This window comes from Arthrobacter castelli DSM 16402, assembly GCF_000430705.1.
GTDB classification, from domain to species: domain Bacteria; phylum Actinomycetota; class Actinomycetes; order Actinomycetales; family Micrococcaceae; genus Arthrobacter_C; species Arthrobacter_C castelli.
Window position 1 is genome coordinate 63,013 of sequence record NZ_AUMN01000007.1, and the last position, 15,397, is coordinate 78,409.

The 15,397-nt window shown below is 64.1% G+C and carries 15 protein-coding genes and 1 tRNA gene; 8 read left to right on the plus strand and 8 right to left on the minus strand.

The genetic code is table 11. The features are described from left to right. Positions 1-3: 3 nt before the first annotated feature. From H535_RS0109385 to H535_RS24525, 4 genes are all read right to left on the minus strand, one after another. Positions 4-393 (minus strand): CBS domain-containing protein, encoded by a 390-nt coding sequence (locus H535_RS0109385; protein WP_026819343.1) that lies wholly within the window; start codon positions 391-393, stop codon positions 4-6. A 36-nt stretch (positions 394-429) separates the two neighbouring features. Then, the gene (locus H535_RS0109390; RefSeq protein ID WP_026819344.1) at positions 430-780 is read right to left on the minus strand and encodes a P-II family nitrogen regulator; all 351 of its coding nucleotides are present in this window, start codon (positions 778-780) and stop codon (positions 430-432) included. Further along, the gene (locus tag H535_RS0109395) at positions 777-2,258 is read right to left on the minus strand and encodes a DUF1538 domain-containing protein (protein WP_026819345.1); all 1,482 of its coding nucleotides are present in this window, start codon (positions 2,256-2,258) and stop codon (positions 777-779) included. Before H535_RS0109395 ends, H535_RS0109390 begins: the two co-directional genes overlap by 4 nt. A gap of 181 nt (positions 2,259-2,439) precedes the next feature. Continuing rightward, entirely contained in the window at positions 2,440-4,296 is a 1,857-nt protein-coding gene (locus H535_RS24525; protein ID WP_051298968.1) for a phosphoenolpyruvate carboxykinase (GTP), read from the minus strand. 282 nt (positions 4,297-4,578) lie between these two features. Here H535_RS24525 and H535_RS0109405 point away from each other — a divergent pair. Next, positions 4,579-4,651: transfer RNA gene (locus tag H535_RS0109405), tRNA-Arg, on the plus strand. A 76-nt stretch (positions 4,652-4,727) separates the two neighbouring features. Here H535_RS0109405 and H535_RS0109410 read toward each other — a convergent pair. Further along, complete coding sequence (locus tag H535_RS0109410; protein ID WP_035769015.1) at positions 4,728-5,483, minus strand: FadR/GntR family transcriptional regulator; 756 nt, start codon at positions 5,481-5,483, stop codon at positions 4,728-4,730. Between the two features lie 110 nt (positions 5,484-5,593). Between H535_RS0109410 and H535_RS0109415 the strand changes: the two genes are divergently transcribed. The 7 genes from H535_RS0109415 (at position 5,594) to H535_RS0109445 (ending at position 12,923) form a co-directional block, all read left to right on the plus strand. After that, positions 5,594-6,871 carry an extracellular solute-binding protein gene (locus tag H535_RS0109415; protein WP_026819347.1) on the plus strand — a complete coding sequence of 426 codons (1,278 nt, stop codon included), beginning with the start codon at positions 5,594-5,596 and terminating at the stop codon, positions 6,869-6,871. A 7-nt stretch (positions 6,872-6,878) separates the two neighbouring features. After that, entirely contained in the window at positions 6,879-7,856 is a 978-nt protein-coding gene (locus H535_RS0109420; protein WP_081416560.1) for a carbohydrate ABC transporter permease, read from the plus strand. A 1-nt stretch (position 7,857) separates the two neighbouring features. Further along, complete coding sequence (locus tag H535_RS24530) at positions 7,858-8,745, plus strand: carbohydrate ABC transporter permease (protein WP_081416561.1); 888 nt, start codon at positions 7,858-7,860, stop codon at positions 8,743-8,745. Positions 8,746-8,810: 65 nt separating this feature from the next. Next, positions 8,811-9,737, plus strand: coding sequence for a dihydrodipicolinate synthase family protein (locus H535_RS0109430; protein ID WP_026819349.1), 927 nt, complete (start codon positions 8,811-8,813; stop codon positions 9,735-9,737). Next, entirely contained in the window at positions 9,724-10,737 is a 1,014-nt protein-coding gene (locus tag H535_RS0109435) for an ROK family protein (protein WP_051298923.1), read from the plus strand. The genes H535_RS0109430 and H535_RS0109435 overlap by 14 nt, the downstream gene beginning before the upstream one ends. Next, positions 10,737-11,426: an N-acetylmannosamine-6-phosphate 2-epimerase gene (locus H535_RS0109440; RefSeq protein ID WP_026819351.1), complete on the plus strand. Its 690-nt coding sequence runs from the start codon at positions 10,737-10,739 to the stop codon at positions 11,424-11,426. Before H535_RS0109435 ends, H535_RS0109440 begins: the two co-directional genes overlap by 1 nt. 66 nt (positions 11,427-11,492) lie before the next feature. After that, positions 11,493-12,923, plus strand: a complete 1,431-nt coding sequence (locus H535_RS0109445) for a dihydrolipoyl dehydrogenase family protein (RefSeq protein WP_026819352.1) — start codon at positions 11,493-11,495, stop codon at positions 12,921-12,923. A gap of 16 nt (positions 12,924-12,939) precedes the next feature. Here the strand turns inward: H535_RS0109445 and H535_RS0109450 are convergent, their stop codons facing one another. The 3 genes from H535_RS0109450 to upp all read right to left on the minus strand — a co-directional run bounded on the left by H535_RS0109450 (position 12,940) and on the right by upp (position 15,381). Beyond that, on the minus strand, positions 12,940-13,464 hold the full coding sequence (locus H535_RS0109450) for a SixA phosphatase family protein (RefSeq protein WP_026819353.1): 525 nt from the start codon (positions 13,462-13,464) through the stop codon (positions 12,940-12,942). Positions 13,465-13,513: 49 nt separating this feature from the next. Then, on the minus strand, positions 13,514-14,386 hold the full coding sequence (locus tag H535_RS0109455) for a winged helix-turn-helix domain-containing protein (protein ID WP_026819354.1): 873 nt from the start codon (positions 14,384-14,386) through the stop codon (positions 13,514-13,516). A 359-nt stretch (positions 14,387-14,745) separates the two neighbouring features. Further along, positions 14,746-15,381 carry a uracil phosphoribosyltransferase gene (upp, locus tag H535_RS0109460; RefSeq protein ID WP_026819355.1) on the minus strand — a complete coding sequence of 212 codons (636 nt, stop codon included), beginning with the start codon at positions 15,379-15,381 and terminating at the stop codon, positions 14,746-14,748. Positions 15,382-15,397 lie beyond the last annotated feature (16 nt).

The window sequence follows — 15,397 nt, forward strand, 5'->3', positions numbered from 1 at the left end:
CGGTCACACCATGTCCTCCATCAACCTGGCCAGGATGTCGTTCATAGCCAGCAGCCCGACCAGATGATTCCCCTCGACCACGACCAGCCGGTTGAGGTGATAGCGGCTCATCAGCGCCGCGGCCTGGCGCAGCGACAGGTCCGCGCCGACGGTGATAGCCGGGATGGTGGCGGCGTCGTAGACGTTGAGCAGATCCACGTCCCCTTCCTCGGCGACGACGGTGTGGAGCAGTTCGCTGTATGTCAGCAGGCCGTAGGCGTCATGAGGGTGTTGCCCGTCCACCACAAGACTCTTCACCTGGCGGTCCTTCATCGCGGCAATTGCCTCGCGCAGGGTGCTGTACGGCGAGATGGTGACGACCTTTGGAACCATGACGTCTTTGACAGTGAGCATCTCTTTCCTCCTCATAAAGTGCCCGGCCGGCCTGCTTCACTCGTCTTCGCGGCGCAGACGCTCCTCGAATTTACCGACCTGGCGCAAGTCGATGCCGGTCAGGTGCTCGATCGGAATCGCGAATGCCAGCCCCCGGGACTTGCCGCCCTTGGCCAGCAGCGGATGCAGTTCCTTGAGGATTGGAGCGGCCAGGTGCCTGCCCACCACCATCAAAAGCACGGATTGGGTTCCCTCAAAGGTCAGCCCGAGGAATGATTTTTTGGCTTCCCCTCCGATGCCCTTGCCGGCCAGGATCGTCACACCTGTGGCACCGGCCCGTTGAGCGTACTCAATCGCCTTATCTTCATAGTCGTCCGGGGCAATGACAACTATGGCCGTAAATTTCACGACACTTCCTTCCGGAGCCGCGGAAATCTCTCCATCATGATGGCATAGATCATGACGGAGATCACGGGAAATATTGAGGCAAACGCAATCAGTCCGAATCCATCGATCAAGACGTCCCGCCCTTCGATAGCCCTGGCCAACCCGATACCAAGGGCGGTGACCAGCGGGACCGTAACTTCCGACGTCGTGACTCCGCCCAGGTCAAAGGCCAAGGGGACGATGTACTTCGGTGCGAAGATCACCAGCACCATCGCCAGCAGGTAGGCGGACATGATGAAGTAATGGAAGGGTCCTCCCACCAGGATCCGGTAGACCCCGAATGCGATGCCGAGCGCCACTCCCACGGCGACGATGATTCGGATGCCGGATGCGCTGATTTTCCCGGGAGAAGCCTCGTGTGCCTGTTCGCCGATGGCCACAAGTGCGGGTTCGGCCATCGTGGTGGCAAAACCGATGAGCAGGGCAAAGAGCAGGATCAGGACCGGCATGCCTTGTTCGATCAACTGCTCCGCCATGACCCTTCCCAGCGGGAACAGGCCGAGCTTGAGCCCCATGACGAAGGCGTGCAGGCCGACGACGACCATGGCGAACCCGACGACGACTCTGACCGGATGGGACAGTCGCCGCCGCAGCGCCACGAACTGGAAGAACAGCACCACTGCCACGATCGGCAGGACTTCCCGGAACGTTTCGGCCAGGCCAAGGATCACCCCAAGCACAGAGATTCCCGCGCCTCCGCCGGACTCCGCCACGGCCCCCGCACCGGCACCGCCGAAGGTGTAGACCCAGATGCCGTACAGCTGGACTCCAATCATGGGAACCATTACGCACAGCGCCACCAGGCCGAAGCCGTCTGCCAGCAGGCTGCGCCCCCGGATGGAATTGGCCAGCCCCAGACCGATCGCGGCGATCAGCGGAACACTGACGATGTTGGTTGTGACCCCGCCCGAGTCGTAGGCCAGACCGATAATCTCCCGCGGCGCCACGAAACTGAGCAGCAGCGCCAGGGCATATCCGCCGATCAGCAGTTTGTGCACTGCCCACCCTCGCAGCACGCGCAGGATGCCCAGGATCAGGACCAGGCCCACCGAGGTGGCAATCACAAAGCGCAGCACCAGCGAGTCGATCCGGCCGTCGCTGACCAGCTGCGCCTGTTCGGCTACGGCGATCACCGCGGGTTCCGCGATGGAGGCGGCGAACCCGATGGCAAACCCGAAGGGCAGCAACAGGGAGAGCGCACCGCGGCGGACGAACTGATTGGCCAGATTCTTCCCGACCGGGAAAACGCTCAAATCCAGGCCGTAGAGGAACAGTGCGATGCCCACCGCCACGACGAGGAGTCCTACGGCCAGGGTCACTGGATCATCGGGCATCGATTGGAAGACCAGCAGCTGGAACAGCACGACGACGAGCACGATAGGCAGGAGGTTTCTCAGCGCCTTGAGGAGTTCGCGAACGAACCGTCTAAGGTGCTCCATTGCCCTTTCTCCGCGATAGTGGCGTGAGTACGGTGGATTTTTAGTCTGCCCGTTACCCGTAACCGGTGTCCAGTAATCGAACGCGTGCGCCGCGGCCATCGAAGAGGGATTTAAACGCGCAGTGCCCCTCCCGTGGCGGGGAAGGGCACTGCGCTTTGGCCGGTCTCACGTGAGCCGGTGACTAACGGGAGAACCGTTCGTGCAATCCGTCCAGTTGTTGCCTCAACACCGTCGGCAGGGAGTCGCCAAACCGCTCGTACCAGCTTTCAATATCGGCCAGTTCGGCCTGCCATTCGCCGTCGTCGACGGCGCCTGCCGCCTTGACCTGTTCGGGGGTGGTCGACAGGCCAGTCAGCTCCAGCCCATCCGGGGTCGGAACCTGGCCGATCGGGGTCTCAACGGCATCCGCTTTGCCCTCCACCCGGTCGATGACCCACTGGATGACTCGCGAGTTTTCTCCGAATCCGGGCCACAGGAAGCTGTTATCGGAAGCGCGGCGGAACCAGTTGACCAGGAAAATCTTCGGCAGCTTGTTCTCGTCGGTGCGCTCCGGCATCGAGAGCCAGTGCCGCAGGTAGTCGCCGGCGTCATACCCGATGAACGGCAGCATCGCCATCGGATCGCGGCGGACCACGCCCACTTTTCCGGAGGCGGCCGCCGTCGTCTCGGAGGACAGCGTGGATCCCATGAAGACGCCGTTCGTCCAATCCCGTGACTGCGTCACCAGCGGGATGGTTGTCTTGCGACGCCCGCCGAAGAGAATGGCCGACAGCGGTACGCCTTCCGGGTCGTCGTACTCGGGCGCGATCATGTCCAGTTGGTCGATCGGCGTGCAGAACCGCGAGTTGGGATGCGCGGCCGGCTGATCCGATTCCGGAGTCCAGTCGTTTCCCTTCCAATCGATCAGGTGGTCCGGGGTTTCCTCGCTCATCCCCTCCCACCAGACGCCGCCGTCGTCGGTCAGCGCCACATTGGTGAAGATGGAGTTGCCCTTCGCGATGCCGCGCATGGCATTGGGATTGGTGCCCCAGCCGGTGCCCGGTGCCACCCCGAACAGGCCGGTCTCGGGGTTGACCGCACGCAACTGCCCGTCATCGCCGATGCGGAGCCAGCTGATGTCGTCGCCGAGCGTTTCAACTTCCCAGCCGTCGATGGTCGGGTCCAGCAGTGCCAGGTTGGTCTTGCCGCAGGCCGAGGGGAAAGCCGCACAGATGTAATGCGTCTTCCGGTCGGCCGTGCGGGTCATCTTCAGGATGAGCATATGCTCGGCCAGCCAGCCCTCGTCCTTGGCCATGGCCGAGGCGATCCGCAGCGAGAAGCATTTTTTACCCAGCAGGGCGTTGCCGCCATAGCCGGATCCGTACGAGACGATTGAACGCTCCTCCGGAAAGTGCACGATCCACTTGTCCTCGTTGCACGGCCACACCACGTCCTGCTGGCCGGGCTCCAACGGGGCGCCAACGGAGTGCAGCGCCGGAACATATGACGCATCCAGCTCAGTCATCCGGTCCAGCACGTCCTGGCCGATCCTGGCCATGATGCGCATCGAGGCGACCACATAGGCGCTGTCGGTGATTTCGACGCCGAACTTCGGATCCTTGGCATCCAGATGACCCATGACGAACGGAATTACATACATCGTCCGGCCACGCATGGCGCCGTCGAACAGGCTGTTCAACTTCGCCTTCATCTGCGACGGTTCCAACCAATTGTTGGTGAAACCGGAGTCGCGTTCCTGCTCGGAACAGATGAAGGTCTGCTCCTCCACGCGGGCGACATCCTTGGGGTCGGAGAACGCCGCGAACGAGTTGGGGAACGTGTCCGGGTTGAGCCGCGTCAACGTCCCGGCCTCGACCAGCTGATCGGTCAACCGGGCATACTCTTCGGAAGAACCATCGACCCAATAGATGCTGTCCGGCCGGGCCAATTCCGCCACCTCGGCGACCCAGCCAAGCAGCTCTTCATGGGTGGTGGGCGCATTGGTATGCGCGTGCGGTGCGGGCTGCGGCGCGGCAGCCGGGTCGACGGAATCTTCCATCAGAAGTTGACGCGAAGCCTCGGCCATGATTTGTCCCTTCGTTGGTCCCATGAGGTGCTTCAAATGCTATGGGCCGAACGGGCGCTCCAAAGAGGAGTAGTCTGGGGCAGGCGGCAGCTCCGCGGGGTGACTTTCGCACCATGCCGGGGTTGCAGGGCATAAGTACGACATATTTTTGTGATCAAGGTCACGTAGACCGGTATAGTTGCCCAAGGTGCCGGGGCCGGGATTCGCCATGAAAATCGAAACACGCTAGAGTGGTCTACGGCCTTCGATGGCCATGCGCCCGTAGCTCAACGGATAGAGCATCTGACTACGGATCAGAAGGTTGTAGGTTCGAATCCTGTCGGGCGCACGGAACCAGGACAGAACAAGCCGCTTGCCGGTTGGCAGGCGGCTTTTTCCATGCCGGGCCCGGCGCCCGCCATGTCCTACTTCCCTGCGGCCGAACCTTGATCCGGCCCGGCGATCTGGGTCGCAATCTGGCGGCGGACCGGCTCGTAGTGCTCGGCGACGGCCTGGATGAATTCGGGCACGCTGCCGCGTGCGGCGGCCTCAACGATATTCCCGTGCGCTTCGGCGGTCGTCCGCGCATCGGCCGGAGAGGCACCGAGTCTTGGCGCCACGATCGACTGGACGTCCCAGAACGCGCCGGTGAGCTGGGCGATGAGCTGGTTTTCCAAGGGCCCCATCAGGAGCAGATGGAAACGGCGGTCCTGGTCCACGAACGACTCGCCCCGGGCGGCCAGGCCTTTCATCTCTGCCACCTCATCGTTCAGCGCCTCGTGCAGGGCATCGTCAAACGAGCTCACGATCCGGGAAGCCAGACCCTGCTCCAGCATTTGCCGCACATCGATGAGCTCCTCCAACGCCGCCAGGTCGTCCCTGCTGCTTAGCATGGCCCGGAAGGTCAGGCTTTCCACCAGCGCCGACATCGACAGTTCACCCACATAGGTTCCGTGCCCGTGCCGCACCTCGACAATATCCAGCGCATCAAGAGTCTTGACAGCCTCCCGCACGCTGGAGCGACTCACTTCCAGCGCCTTGCATATCTCGGCCTCGGTGGGCAGCAGGTCCCCCGGGCCCAAGTGGTTCTGCAAAATGTAGCTCTTAATCCGGTCAGTCACTGTCGTTCCCTTGGCCAGGGGATCCGGCCCGGACTGGTTGGTGAGTGAAGTTTGGGTCATGGCGACTCTTGCCCTCCTGCAGAAATGTGTTTAGACTCACAGCATACCGCGATCAGACGTCAGATGTCTGATCTCCTTGGATTTTTCCACTCGATCAGGAGTCCAGCCAGATGAAATCGACATTCACATCCTTATCCCGCAGGGATCTGCTCCGCTACGCAGGAATCGGAGGAGCCGGTGCGGCGATCTTCGGAATCACCGGGTGCGGCCCCGGCTCAAGCGGCGGGGGCGGCGGCGATGGGGCCACCATCGAGATCTGGGACTACTACGGCCCGCCGGACAGCATCTACGGCCGCGCCCTTCAAGACCTCTACGAGAGGTATATGAAGGCGAACAAGGGCGTAAAGGTGGATAAGCGCTTTGTCACCTTCGGCGAATTCAACCGGCTGCTGCTGCAGTCCGGTGCCGGCGGCGACCTGCCCGATATCGCCCTGGTCAATGCCTTCGACACCGGCAAATTCGCCCAGGCCGGCGTGGCCCGGGAACTGACCAGCCAGGTGGAGGATTGGGGCAAGTCAGGCAAATACTTCGAGACCAGCTGGGGCTCGACAGTGTACGAAGACAGCAACTATGCCCTGCCCCACGTGGCCGACTGCTACGTCCTCTGGTACAACGTGGACCACTTCAAGGAGGCCGGATTCGAGCCGCCGAAGACCTGGAAAGAGCTGGGCACCATGGCTGAACAACTCTCCCAAGGTGACCGGATCGGCTTCGCCTTCAGCGCCGTCGAAGGCGTCCAGGGGGCCACGGCATGGGTCATCCGGTTCCTCGCCGCCGGCGGCGACATCACCAAGGTCGCGAGTCCGGCCGGTGAAGCCGCCCTGCAGCAGTGGGTCGATTTGGTGAAGTCCGGAGCCACGTCAGCCAGCGTCCTGGAATGGATCGAGGAAGACACCTACAACCGGTTCAAGGCCGGCAGGGCATCCATGATGCTGCAATCCGCCTCCTACGTGAACGTGCTCAAGGAGGAAGCGCCCGACCTCAACTGGAAGGTCGCGCTGCTGCCCAAGGACAAGGTGCGTGCCAGCTTCCTGAGCGCGGAGAACCTGATCATCACCTCCGGGGCTGACGACGTCGACGCCTCCTGGGACTTGATGACTTACATGCAGCACCCCGACGTGCTGAAGAAGTACCTGCCGGAGCGGAATAAGCTCCCGGCGAGGAAGGATCTGGCCCAGGATCCGCTGTGGTCCGAGGATCCGATTTGGAGCGTTTTCGTCGACCAGCTGGCCACGGCCTGGGCGCCCGAGGGCGATGTGGCGGTGAACTCGAACGAAATCTTCACCTACATCCAGGAGGCTATTCAACTGGCGATCAGCGGTTCCGCCTCAGTGAGCGGAGCCCTGAAGCAGACACAGCAGAAGATCGATAAGTTGATGGCGGCCTGAACCAGTGATGGACCAATCCGCTACGGCCACGCCCCGGGACATCCCCGAACGTGGCAGGCAACCCCGCAAACCCGTAGTGAAGCCCGAACGGACACGCCGCCAGTTGAGCGAGAGCCGGCTGGGTAAATACCTCTTCGTATTGCCGGCAGTATTGTTCATCGGCCTGCTGATGATTTACCCGCTGTTCTATAACCTGAATCTCAGCCTGCACGATGTGCATTTGAGTAACTTCCTCGCCGGCGAGCGCCCCTTTGTCGGGCTGCAGAACTACTTCGATGCGTTCAGCCAACCCGCCTTTTGGCATTCATTGTGGATTTCGCTGCTCTACACCGGCGGCTCCATCCTCTTTGCCTTCCTGATTGGCTACGGCCTGGCACTCTTTTTCGACAGGGCGTTTCCCGGCAGCGGCACCATGCGCGCGGTGCTGCTGGTCACCTACGTCCTCCCGTCGGTGGTCAGCGGCACGGTCTGGCGGTGGATGCTGCAGGGCGACAGCGGCATCGTCAACGCCCTGCTGCAAGGAATCGGCATTATCGATGAACCGGTCCACTGGCTGATCCATGGCCCCACGGCAATGATCAGCGTGATCATCTCCACCGTGTGGGTGACCAGTCCGTTCGTGATGATTCTGCTGCTGGCCGGACTGCAGGGTATCCCGCCGGGGCTGTATGAAGCAGCCAAGATCGACGGCACCAACGCCTGGCAACGCTTCCGCCACGTCACGTTGCCGATGATGCGGCCGGTGGCCCTGACAGTCTTGCTGCTCAGCTTTATCTTCACCTTCAAGACATTCGACAACATCTACGTGATGACCAAAGGCGGCCCCGGGGACGCCACCGGAATCATGCCCATTTACGCCTACGACAAGGCGTTCAACTTCTTCGAGTTCAGCGATGGTGCCGTGGCCTCCACGGTGCTGATCATTATCTCCATCGTGATGGCTCTGCTGTATTTCTGGATGACCCGCAAAGAGGAGGCTGCCTGATATGGCAACGCTCGACCAGCAGCCCGACACGGCCGAACAGGGGCAGGACCGCTTCGCCCGGCGCAAGCGGACCACCCAGTACGGGAAGGCCGCCGTCGGACTGTTGATTGTCCTCGTCTATCTCTTTCCGGTGTTCTGGATGGTATCCACGTCCCTGAAGCTGCGGGGCGACGTCTTCAGCATTCCCCCGGAATTGTTCCCCTCACCGGTGGTGTTTGGCTCCTACATCGAATCGGTTTTCCAAAGTCCGCCGGTGCTCCGTGCCCTGCTCAACAGCCTGGTTATCGCCACCGGCACCTTATTCCTGACACTGGTGCTGGGCACCCCGGCGGCCTACGCGTTGGCGCGGCTGCGACTGCGGTTCACCGTGCTGATTTCGCTGGTCCTTTTGCTGGCGCAAATGTTGCCGACCATCAACCTGGCGCTGCCGTTGTTCGTCATCTTCACCGATGTCGGCCTGGTGGACACATATGCCGGACTGATCCTGGCGAATACCGCGCTGGCTCTACCCTTCGCGATTATCATCCTGCGCCCCTTCTTCCTGTCCGTACCCGGTGAACTCATGGACGCCGGGCGGGTCGATGGCTGCACGCCCTTTGCCGTGTTCCGGCGCATCGTGCTGCCGCTGATCCGGCCGGGACTCATCACCGTTGGCGCGCTTGCGTTCGTCACGGCGTGGGGCGAGTTCGTGTTCGGGCTGACCCTGGCCACCAGCGAGGAACTGCAGCCCATTTCGGTGGCGCTGAATCGGTTCATCGGCCAGTACGGCACACGATGGGCCGACCTGATGGCTGTGGCCACTATCGCCGCGCTGCCGGTGATCGTCATTTTCGCCGGGCTCCAGCGCTTCATCGTCGGCGGCCTCACGGCAGGAGCCACGAAGGAATAAAACCGCGCGTGGGGCCGCATCGGCATCACTTTTCTATCGCTTTCTACTGCTTGGAGTAACACCATATGAATCCCGCCCGCCGCTACCAGGGAGTTATCCCGCCAGTCGTCACCCCCCGCACCGCCGAGGGACAGATCGATCTCCCCTCCCTGGAACGGTTGATCGGGCATCTGCTGAATGGCGGAGTCGACGGCCTGTTCGTCCTCGGCTCGTCTGCCGAGGTGCCCTACATGACCAACGACGAACGGGACATGGTCGTGAAGACCGCCGCCGCCGTCAATGCCTCACAGGTGCCGCTGATGGTCGGCGCCAACGAGCAGACCACCAACAGGGTGATCGAAGAGGGCCGGCGAGTCGTGCGCAACGGAGCCGACGCCTTGGTTGTGACATCTCCTTTCTACGCCCTCACCAATGCTGGGGAAACGGAAACCCACTTCCGTACGGTGCACAGCGCCCTCGATCTTCCGGTCTTTGCCTACGACATTCCGGTCCGCACCCACTTTAAGCTGCCCACCGACCTGCTGGTGCAGCTTGGAGCCGATGGGGTGATCGCCGGCGTCAAGGATTCTTCCGGCGACGACGTCGCTTTCCGGCACCTGCTGATGGCCGCCAAGGGGATCGCGCATTTCGACATCTTCACCGGTCACGAGATCGTGGCCGACGGTGCTCTGCTCGCCGGGGCACAGGGAATCGTGCCCGGCCTGGGCAACGTCGATCCGGAGGGCTACAGGCGATTGTTCTCAGCCGCACAGGACGGGGACTGGGCCAAGGCAGCTCACGAGCAAGCCCGGCTGGCCGATCTGTTCAACATCGCCTACACGCCCAAGCCCGGACGGGTATCGGCCGGAGCCGCCGGCCTGGGCGCCTTCAAGACCGCGTTGATGCTGCTGGGGATCATCGACTCCAATGAAATGTCCACCCCCATGCTGGCGCTTGACGACGACGAGACGGACCGGATCAAGCAGATCCTGGTGCGCAATGGCCTGCTCTGAGCATCGAGCAGCCCAGGCACCAACCGCCGGCCGGTGTGTCATCGGCGTGGACCTCGGCGGCACCAAGACGGCTGCCGGAGCGGTCGGGGCGGATGGTCGGGTGCGGTTCATCGAGGAAATCCCCACCCTCAACCGGGCCGGGGGCGAAGCGGTACTGGACGCAACCGCCACCCTGGTCCGCCGCCTGGCCGACCGGCTGGAGGCCGATGGCGGCGGACCGGTTTCCGCCGTCGGGGTGGGTGCGGCCGGGGTGGTCGATGCCGCTTCCGGCGTCGTCATTTCCTCCACTGATGCCATCTCGGACTGGGCGGGAACCAATATCGCCACCGGACTGGCCACCCGCACATCGTTGACGGCTTCGGTCATCAACGATGTGCATGCCCATGCGCTGGGCGAAGCGTGGCAGGGTGCGGGCCGCGATGCCGGCAGCATGCTGCTCGCCTCCATTGGCACGGGAGTCGGTGGATCGCTGATCAACAACGGGATACCGCTGTCCGGAGCCCGGTCCGTTGCCGGACACATCGGGCATATTGCTTCCCCTGACGCCGCCGGCCTGCCCTGCAGCTGCGGGCGGGCCGGCCATGTCGAAGCCATCGCATCAGGGCCGGCGCTGCATCAACACTTCCTGCGCCTCGGCGGTGACGCTTCAATCCGGGACGCACGAGCCGTCTGTGCACTCGCCTCGGAAGCCGGCGCCGCCGGGCAGGACTCCACTGGCCACAGGGCAGCGGTCGACGCCGTCACGACAGCCGCCCGGGCCACCGGCCAGGCGCTCGGCGGCCTGGCCAACGTACTCGATCCGGACGTCATCGTCGTCGGCGGAGGACTGGCAGCCGCCGGCCCACTCTGGTGGGACCCCCTACTCAAGGCCGGCCGGGCGGAATTGATGGATCCGCTTTGCGACATTCCGATCATTGGTGCCCGCCTGGGGCCTGCCTCCGCCATCATCGGCGCCGCCAGGCACGCCTTCAATTCACAGCACACGTCAGATGGGCCCTAATGCTCCGCCTTGAAAAACTCCGCTCGCAGCTCGTCGTCTCCTGCCAGGCCTACCCCGGTGAACCGATGCGGGATCCGAAGACCACTGCCCAGGTTGCACAGTCGGCAGTCATCGGAGGCGCGGCCGCAGTCCGGGTGCAGGGCGTGGCCGACATCGAGTCCGCCCGCTCCGCGGTGGACGTGCCCGTCATCGGGTTATGGAAGGACGGCTGGGACGGGGTCTTCATCACCCCCACCCTGCGCCACGCCCTGGCGGTGGCCGAGGCCGGGGCCCACATCGTGGCACTCGACGGAACCCGGCGCCACCGCCCGGATGGGTTGACCCTGGCGCAAACCGTCGAACGGATCCGGGATGCCTCCCGGGCACTGATTATGGCCGACTGCGGCAGCCTCGACGACGCTCTGGCCGCGGCGGAGGCAGGCGCGGACATCATCGGAACCACCCTGGCCGGTTACACCGGGGCCAGGCCCCCCACCGACGGGCCCGACCTGGAGCTGATTGGCGACATCGTGCGGGCGACCCCCGGGCCACCGGTGATTGCCGAGGGCCGTATCCACACCCCCGCCCAGGCGCGGGCCGCCCTCGACGCCGGGGCATTCGCCGTCGTCGTCGGCACAGCGATTACACACCCGGCGACGATCACCGGCTGGTTCACCGATGCCATGGGAGCCGAGTCGGCCAGGGACTGATCGGTCGGGCTGATCGCCCGGGATGATCCCTTGCCAACGGTTCAGCGGCAGTGGCAGGCTCAACCCATGAGCTCGGAAACCAGGCAACTGTCCACTGACGTCATCGTGATCGGCGCCGGCGCCGTTGGCGAGAACGCCGCCGGCCGCGCAGTGCAGAACGGTCTAAAGGCCGTTCTGGTCGAAGCCGCCTTGATCGGCGGGGAGTGTTCCTACTGGGCATGCATGCCCTCGAAGGCACTGCTCCGTCCCGGCATTGCCCTGCACGGAGCACAGGCGGTGGCCGGATCCCGCGAGGCGGTCACGGACGGGCTGAATGTGCAGTCCGTATTGAAGCGCCGCGATTCATTCACCTCGCACTGGGACGATTCGGGCCAGCAAGAGTGGGTTTCCGGCGCCGGCATCGAACTGCTGCGCGGTGCCGCGCGGATCAGCGGCGAACGCACCGTGGAGGTAACCGCCGACGACGGCACCCTCACCAGCGTCACTGCCGGCCACGCCGTCGTCGTCGCCACCGGCTCCACCCCGGCCAAGCCGCCCATCGACGGGCTGGAGACGATCGAGTATTGGACCACTCCGGAGGCGACATCGGCCCGGGAGGTTCCGCCGCGGCTGGCCGTCATCGGTGGAGGCGTCGCGGGAACGGAACTGGCCCAGGCCTTTGCCCGGCTCGGGTCGGAGGTGACAATGGTTGTCCGGACGAAGCTGCTGGACAAGTTCCCCGCCCCGGCCGGGGAGCTGGTGGCAGATGCCTTGGCGGCCGATGGGATTGACCTGCGGATCGGGGCGGAAGCCGCTACTGTTGCGCGGAACGACGACGGCACGGTGGCGCTGACGCTACGGGACGGCTCTGCGCTGGAAGCCGATCAATTGCTGGTAGCGACGGGCCGGCGTCCTGCCACTGCGGACCTGGGGCTGGAATCTGTCGGCGTCGACGCCGGGAACCTCTCCGTGGATCCCTCGGGCAGGATTTCCGGTGCGGGCGGATGGCTGTATGCCGTCGGCGACGCCGCAGGCAACGCACCGTTGACCCACCAAGGCAAGTACGAGGCGCGCGTGGCCGGTGATGCCATAGCCGCCCGCGCCCACGGCACGCTCGGCGAAGAGGTGGAGCGATGGAGCAAGTATGCGGCCACCGCCGACGAGTCAGCCGTGCCGCAAGTTGTGTTCTCCGACCCGGAAGTGGCAATGGTCGGCCTCACGGAAGACGCTGCCCGGGATCGGGGCCTGAGGGTCTCGACAGTGCAGATGGATATTGCGGTGGCCGGTTCGGCGCTCCACGCGGACGACTACACCGGATGGGTGCAAATGGTGGTGGACGAGGAGCGGACGACCATTGCCGGGATGACCTTCGTGGGCCAGGACGTGGCCGAACTGCTGCACGCGGCGACCGTCGCCGTCGTCGGGCAGGTTCCGCTGCACCGGCTGTGGCACGCGGTTCCGTCCTACCCGACGATCAGTGAGATCTGGCTCCGGCTGCTCGAAGAATACGGTCTGTAGCCGGCCGCGGGTGCGCTCAGCCGCGGGGTGCGGCGAAGCTGGTCAGGGTGCAGTCCCGGTCGTCCAATTCCGCCCATTTGAGGTCGTGCTGCATCACCGCGATTCCGCTGGTCGCATAGTGCAGGGCGACGTCGGTGTAGGCCTCCTGGTCGGAGTCATCCGCTGCCAGCCGCAGCGCCAGCGCCTGCACGGCCGGAAGATGAGTGATCACCAGCAGCGACCGGACAGTCTCCGGCACGTGGTTGACCAGGGTCAGGATCTGTGTCTCCGGCACGTTGTAGAGCCGGTCCTCCAGCTTCGCCGTCGGCGCCTTCTCCCCCAGCTCCTGGCAGATCCACGTGCAGGTCTGGCGGGTCCGCAGCGCCGTGGAACAGAGAATGAAATCCGGCACAGCGTCTTGCTCGACCAGCCACTTGCCGGCCGCCGCGGCATCCCGGTGTCCGCGCTCGGCCAGCGGCCGTTCATGGTCGGCGACATGGCCGGGCATGGAGGCTTTCGAGTGCCGGAGCAGGATCAGCTTCTTCAGGTGGTCTTGGCTCATTCGACCAGTCTGTCACTGCCGCTCTGTCACTGCCGCACCGGCCGCGGCGCTAAATGGAGTATTCCGGGGCGGCCCAGACGACGACCTCGGGGTGCTCGTAGAAACGGTATCCCTGGCCCCGGACGGTGCGGACGGTGTTGGCCAGCCGGCCGAGCTTGGAGCGCAGGCGGCGGATGTGCACGTCGATGGTCCGCTCGTTCGGGACCTCGTCGGAGTTCCTCCACAGTCCGGTGAGCAGCTCCTCGCGGGCAACGGTGCGCTGGCCGTTCTCCACCAGGTAGTTCAACAGCTCGAACTCCTTGAAGGTCAGGTTCAGCGTGTCACCGTCCAGATGCACCTCGCGGCGGGACAGGTCGATCAACACCCCCGTTGGCCGCGGGGCCTGTGGCGGCTGCGGAGTACGGGCCGGCTCGACGCGGACATTGCCGGCGACCGTCGGGTCGCCGAGGGCATTGCGGACGACCTCGATATCGCTGCCGGTGGCGTCAGCCGGGGCCAGCGCGACGGCGGCGTAGCTTTCGGCATCCGGCACCAGCGACTGGGCGTAGGAGCGGATGTCCTGGACAAGCTTTGTCAGTGTCGTACCGTTGGCGGCGGCCGCTTCCTCATCGAGGCCCAGGTAGAGGACGAAACCGCGGGCCACGTTGTCGTTTGAGACCGGACGGACCCCGCTGCCCTGCTGGCCGTTGGCCGCCACCACCTGGGTGGGTGCCGTCATCGGTGCCGGTTCGACGCCGGCATGCGCAGCGGAGTCTTGCGATGGTACTGCCCGCAGGGGGCGATATCCGGCCGGCCGGGCGTAGGCCTGCGCTTCGGGACCTGCCCCATATGCATTCTCGCCGGCCGGCTGCTGCCGGGACTGCGGTCCTGCATTATTGCGGTTGCGGAGGGAAATGTGGACGTATCCAGATGACACTGACATGTTGCTACCTCATTGTGAATGGCCGTCTACGCGGCAGGAATGCTGGTTTTGCCCACACGTGACGGCGGTGGAAGCCCGCCATTGGGCGAAATTTCAAATGCCTGAAAACTTTTTGGGGGTGGAAAAGTTAGGCGTGCATTCGACAACAGCACATGTCCATGCCAGCGGATGAGCTGGGGCGGATAACTGCGGCTGCAGGTGCTGCGGAGGTGGTGTTCACCTCTTGATTTTGCAACGTAACAAACCCAACTCGCAAGTAACATAGTGTCCAGATGTCCACATAATGAGATTTGCAGCGAAAAGGTGATGGCAGTCACGCCGGGCGGAGGTATCCTCAGCGCCTCGCATTTGCTTCGTGTTCAGTCCGCTATCCCGTAGAGCCGGTCGCCGGCGTCGCCAAGTCCCGGGACAATATAGGCGTTCTCATCGAGCCGCTCGTCGATGGAGGCCAGCACCACGGTGACGTTCCGGCCGTCGAGCTCTTCGGTGAGCTTGTCCAGCCCTTCGGGTGCCGCCAGCAGGCAGATGCAGGTGACGTCCGCGGCGCCACGCTCGAACAGGAACTTGATTGCTTCGCGCAGGGTTCCGCCGGTCGCCAGCATTGGGTCCAGCACGAATACCTGCCGGCCGGTGAGGTCGTCCGGCAACCGCTCGGCGTACGTAATCGCTTCAAGAGTTTCTTCGTTGCGCGCCATTCCCAGGAAGCCGACCTCGGCGGTGGGCACGAGCCGGGTCATTCCCTCAAGCATTCCCAGCCCGGCGCGGAGGATGGGGACCACCAGCGGCGTTGGCTTCTTCAGCCCTGTGCCCATGGTCCGTGTCACGGGAGTTTCGATTTCGGTCGGCTCCACGCGCACATCGCGGGTGGCTTCATAGGCCAGCAGCGTCACCAATTCTTCGGTCAGCAGCCGGAACACCGGCGAAGAGGTTTCTTTCTGCCGCAGTACCGTCAACTTGTGGGCCACGAGAGGGTGATCGACTACCAGAACGCGCATGGGTACGAATCTACCA

Excerpts from the sequence above, each read along its gene's own strand:
- H535_RS0109445 (WP_026819352.1), top strand. The coding sequence starts at position 11,493 with ATGAGCTCGGAAACCAGGCAACTGTCCACTGACGTCATCGTGATCGGC.
- H535_RS0109450 (WP_026819353.1), bottom strand. The coding sequence starts at position 13,464 with ATGAGCCAAGACCACCTGAAGAAGCTGATCCTGCTCCGGCACTCGAAA.
- H535_RS0109435 (WP_051298923.1), top strand. The coding sequence starts at position 9,724 with ATGGCCTGCTCTGAGCATCGAGCAGCCCAGGCACCAACCGCCGGCCGG.
- H535_RS24525 (WP_051298968.1), bottom strand. The coding sequence starts at position 4,296 with ATGGAAGATTCCGTCGACCCGGCTGCCGCGCCGCAGCCCGCACCGCAC.
- H535_RS24530 (WP_081416561.1), top strand. The coding sequence starts at position 7,858 with ATGGCAACGCTCGACCAGCAGCCCGACACGGCCGAACAGGGGCAGGAC.
- H535_RS0109440 (WP_026819351.1), top strand. The coding sequence starts at position 10,737 with ATGCTCCGCCTTGAAAAACTCCGCTCGCAGCTCGTCGTCTCCTGCCAG.
- H535_RS0109430 (WP_026819349.1), top strand. The coding sequence starts at position 8,811 with ATGAATCCCGCCCGCCGCTACCAGGGAGTTATCCCGCCAGTCGTCACC.
- H535_RS0109395 (WP_026819345.1), bottom strand. The coding sequence starts at position 2,258 with ATGGAGCACCTTAGACGGTTCGTTCGCGAACTCCTCAAGGCGCTGAGA.
- H535_RS0109455 (WP_026819354.1), bottom strand. The coding sequence starts at position 14,386 with ATGTCAGTGTCATCTGGATACGTCCACATTTCCCTCCGCAACCGCAAT.
- H535_RS0109410 (WP_035769015.1), bottom strand. The coding sequence starts at position 5,483 with ATGACCCAAACTTCACTCACCAACCAGTCCGGGCCGGATCCCCTGGCC.
- H535_RS0109415 (WP_026819347.1), top strand. The coding sequence starts at position 5,594 with ATGAAATCGACATTCACATCCTTATCCCGCAGGGATCTGCTCCGCTAC.
- H535_RS0109385 (WP_026819343.1), bottom strand. The coding sequence starts at position 393 with ATGCTCACTGTCAAAGACGTCATGGTTCCAAAGGTCGTCACCATCTCG.
- H535_RS0109420 (WP_081416560.1), top strand. The coding sequence starts at position 6,879 with ATGGACCAATCCGCTACGGCCACGCCCCGGGACATCCCCGAACGTGGC.
- upp (WP_026819355.1), bottom strand. The coding sequence starts at position 15,381 with ATGCGCGTTCTGGTAGTCGATCACCCTCTCGTGGCCCACAAGTTGACG.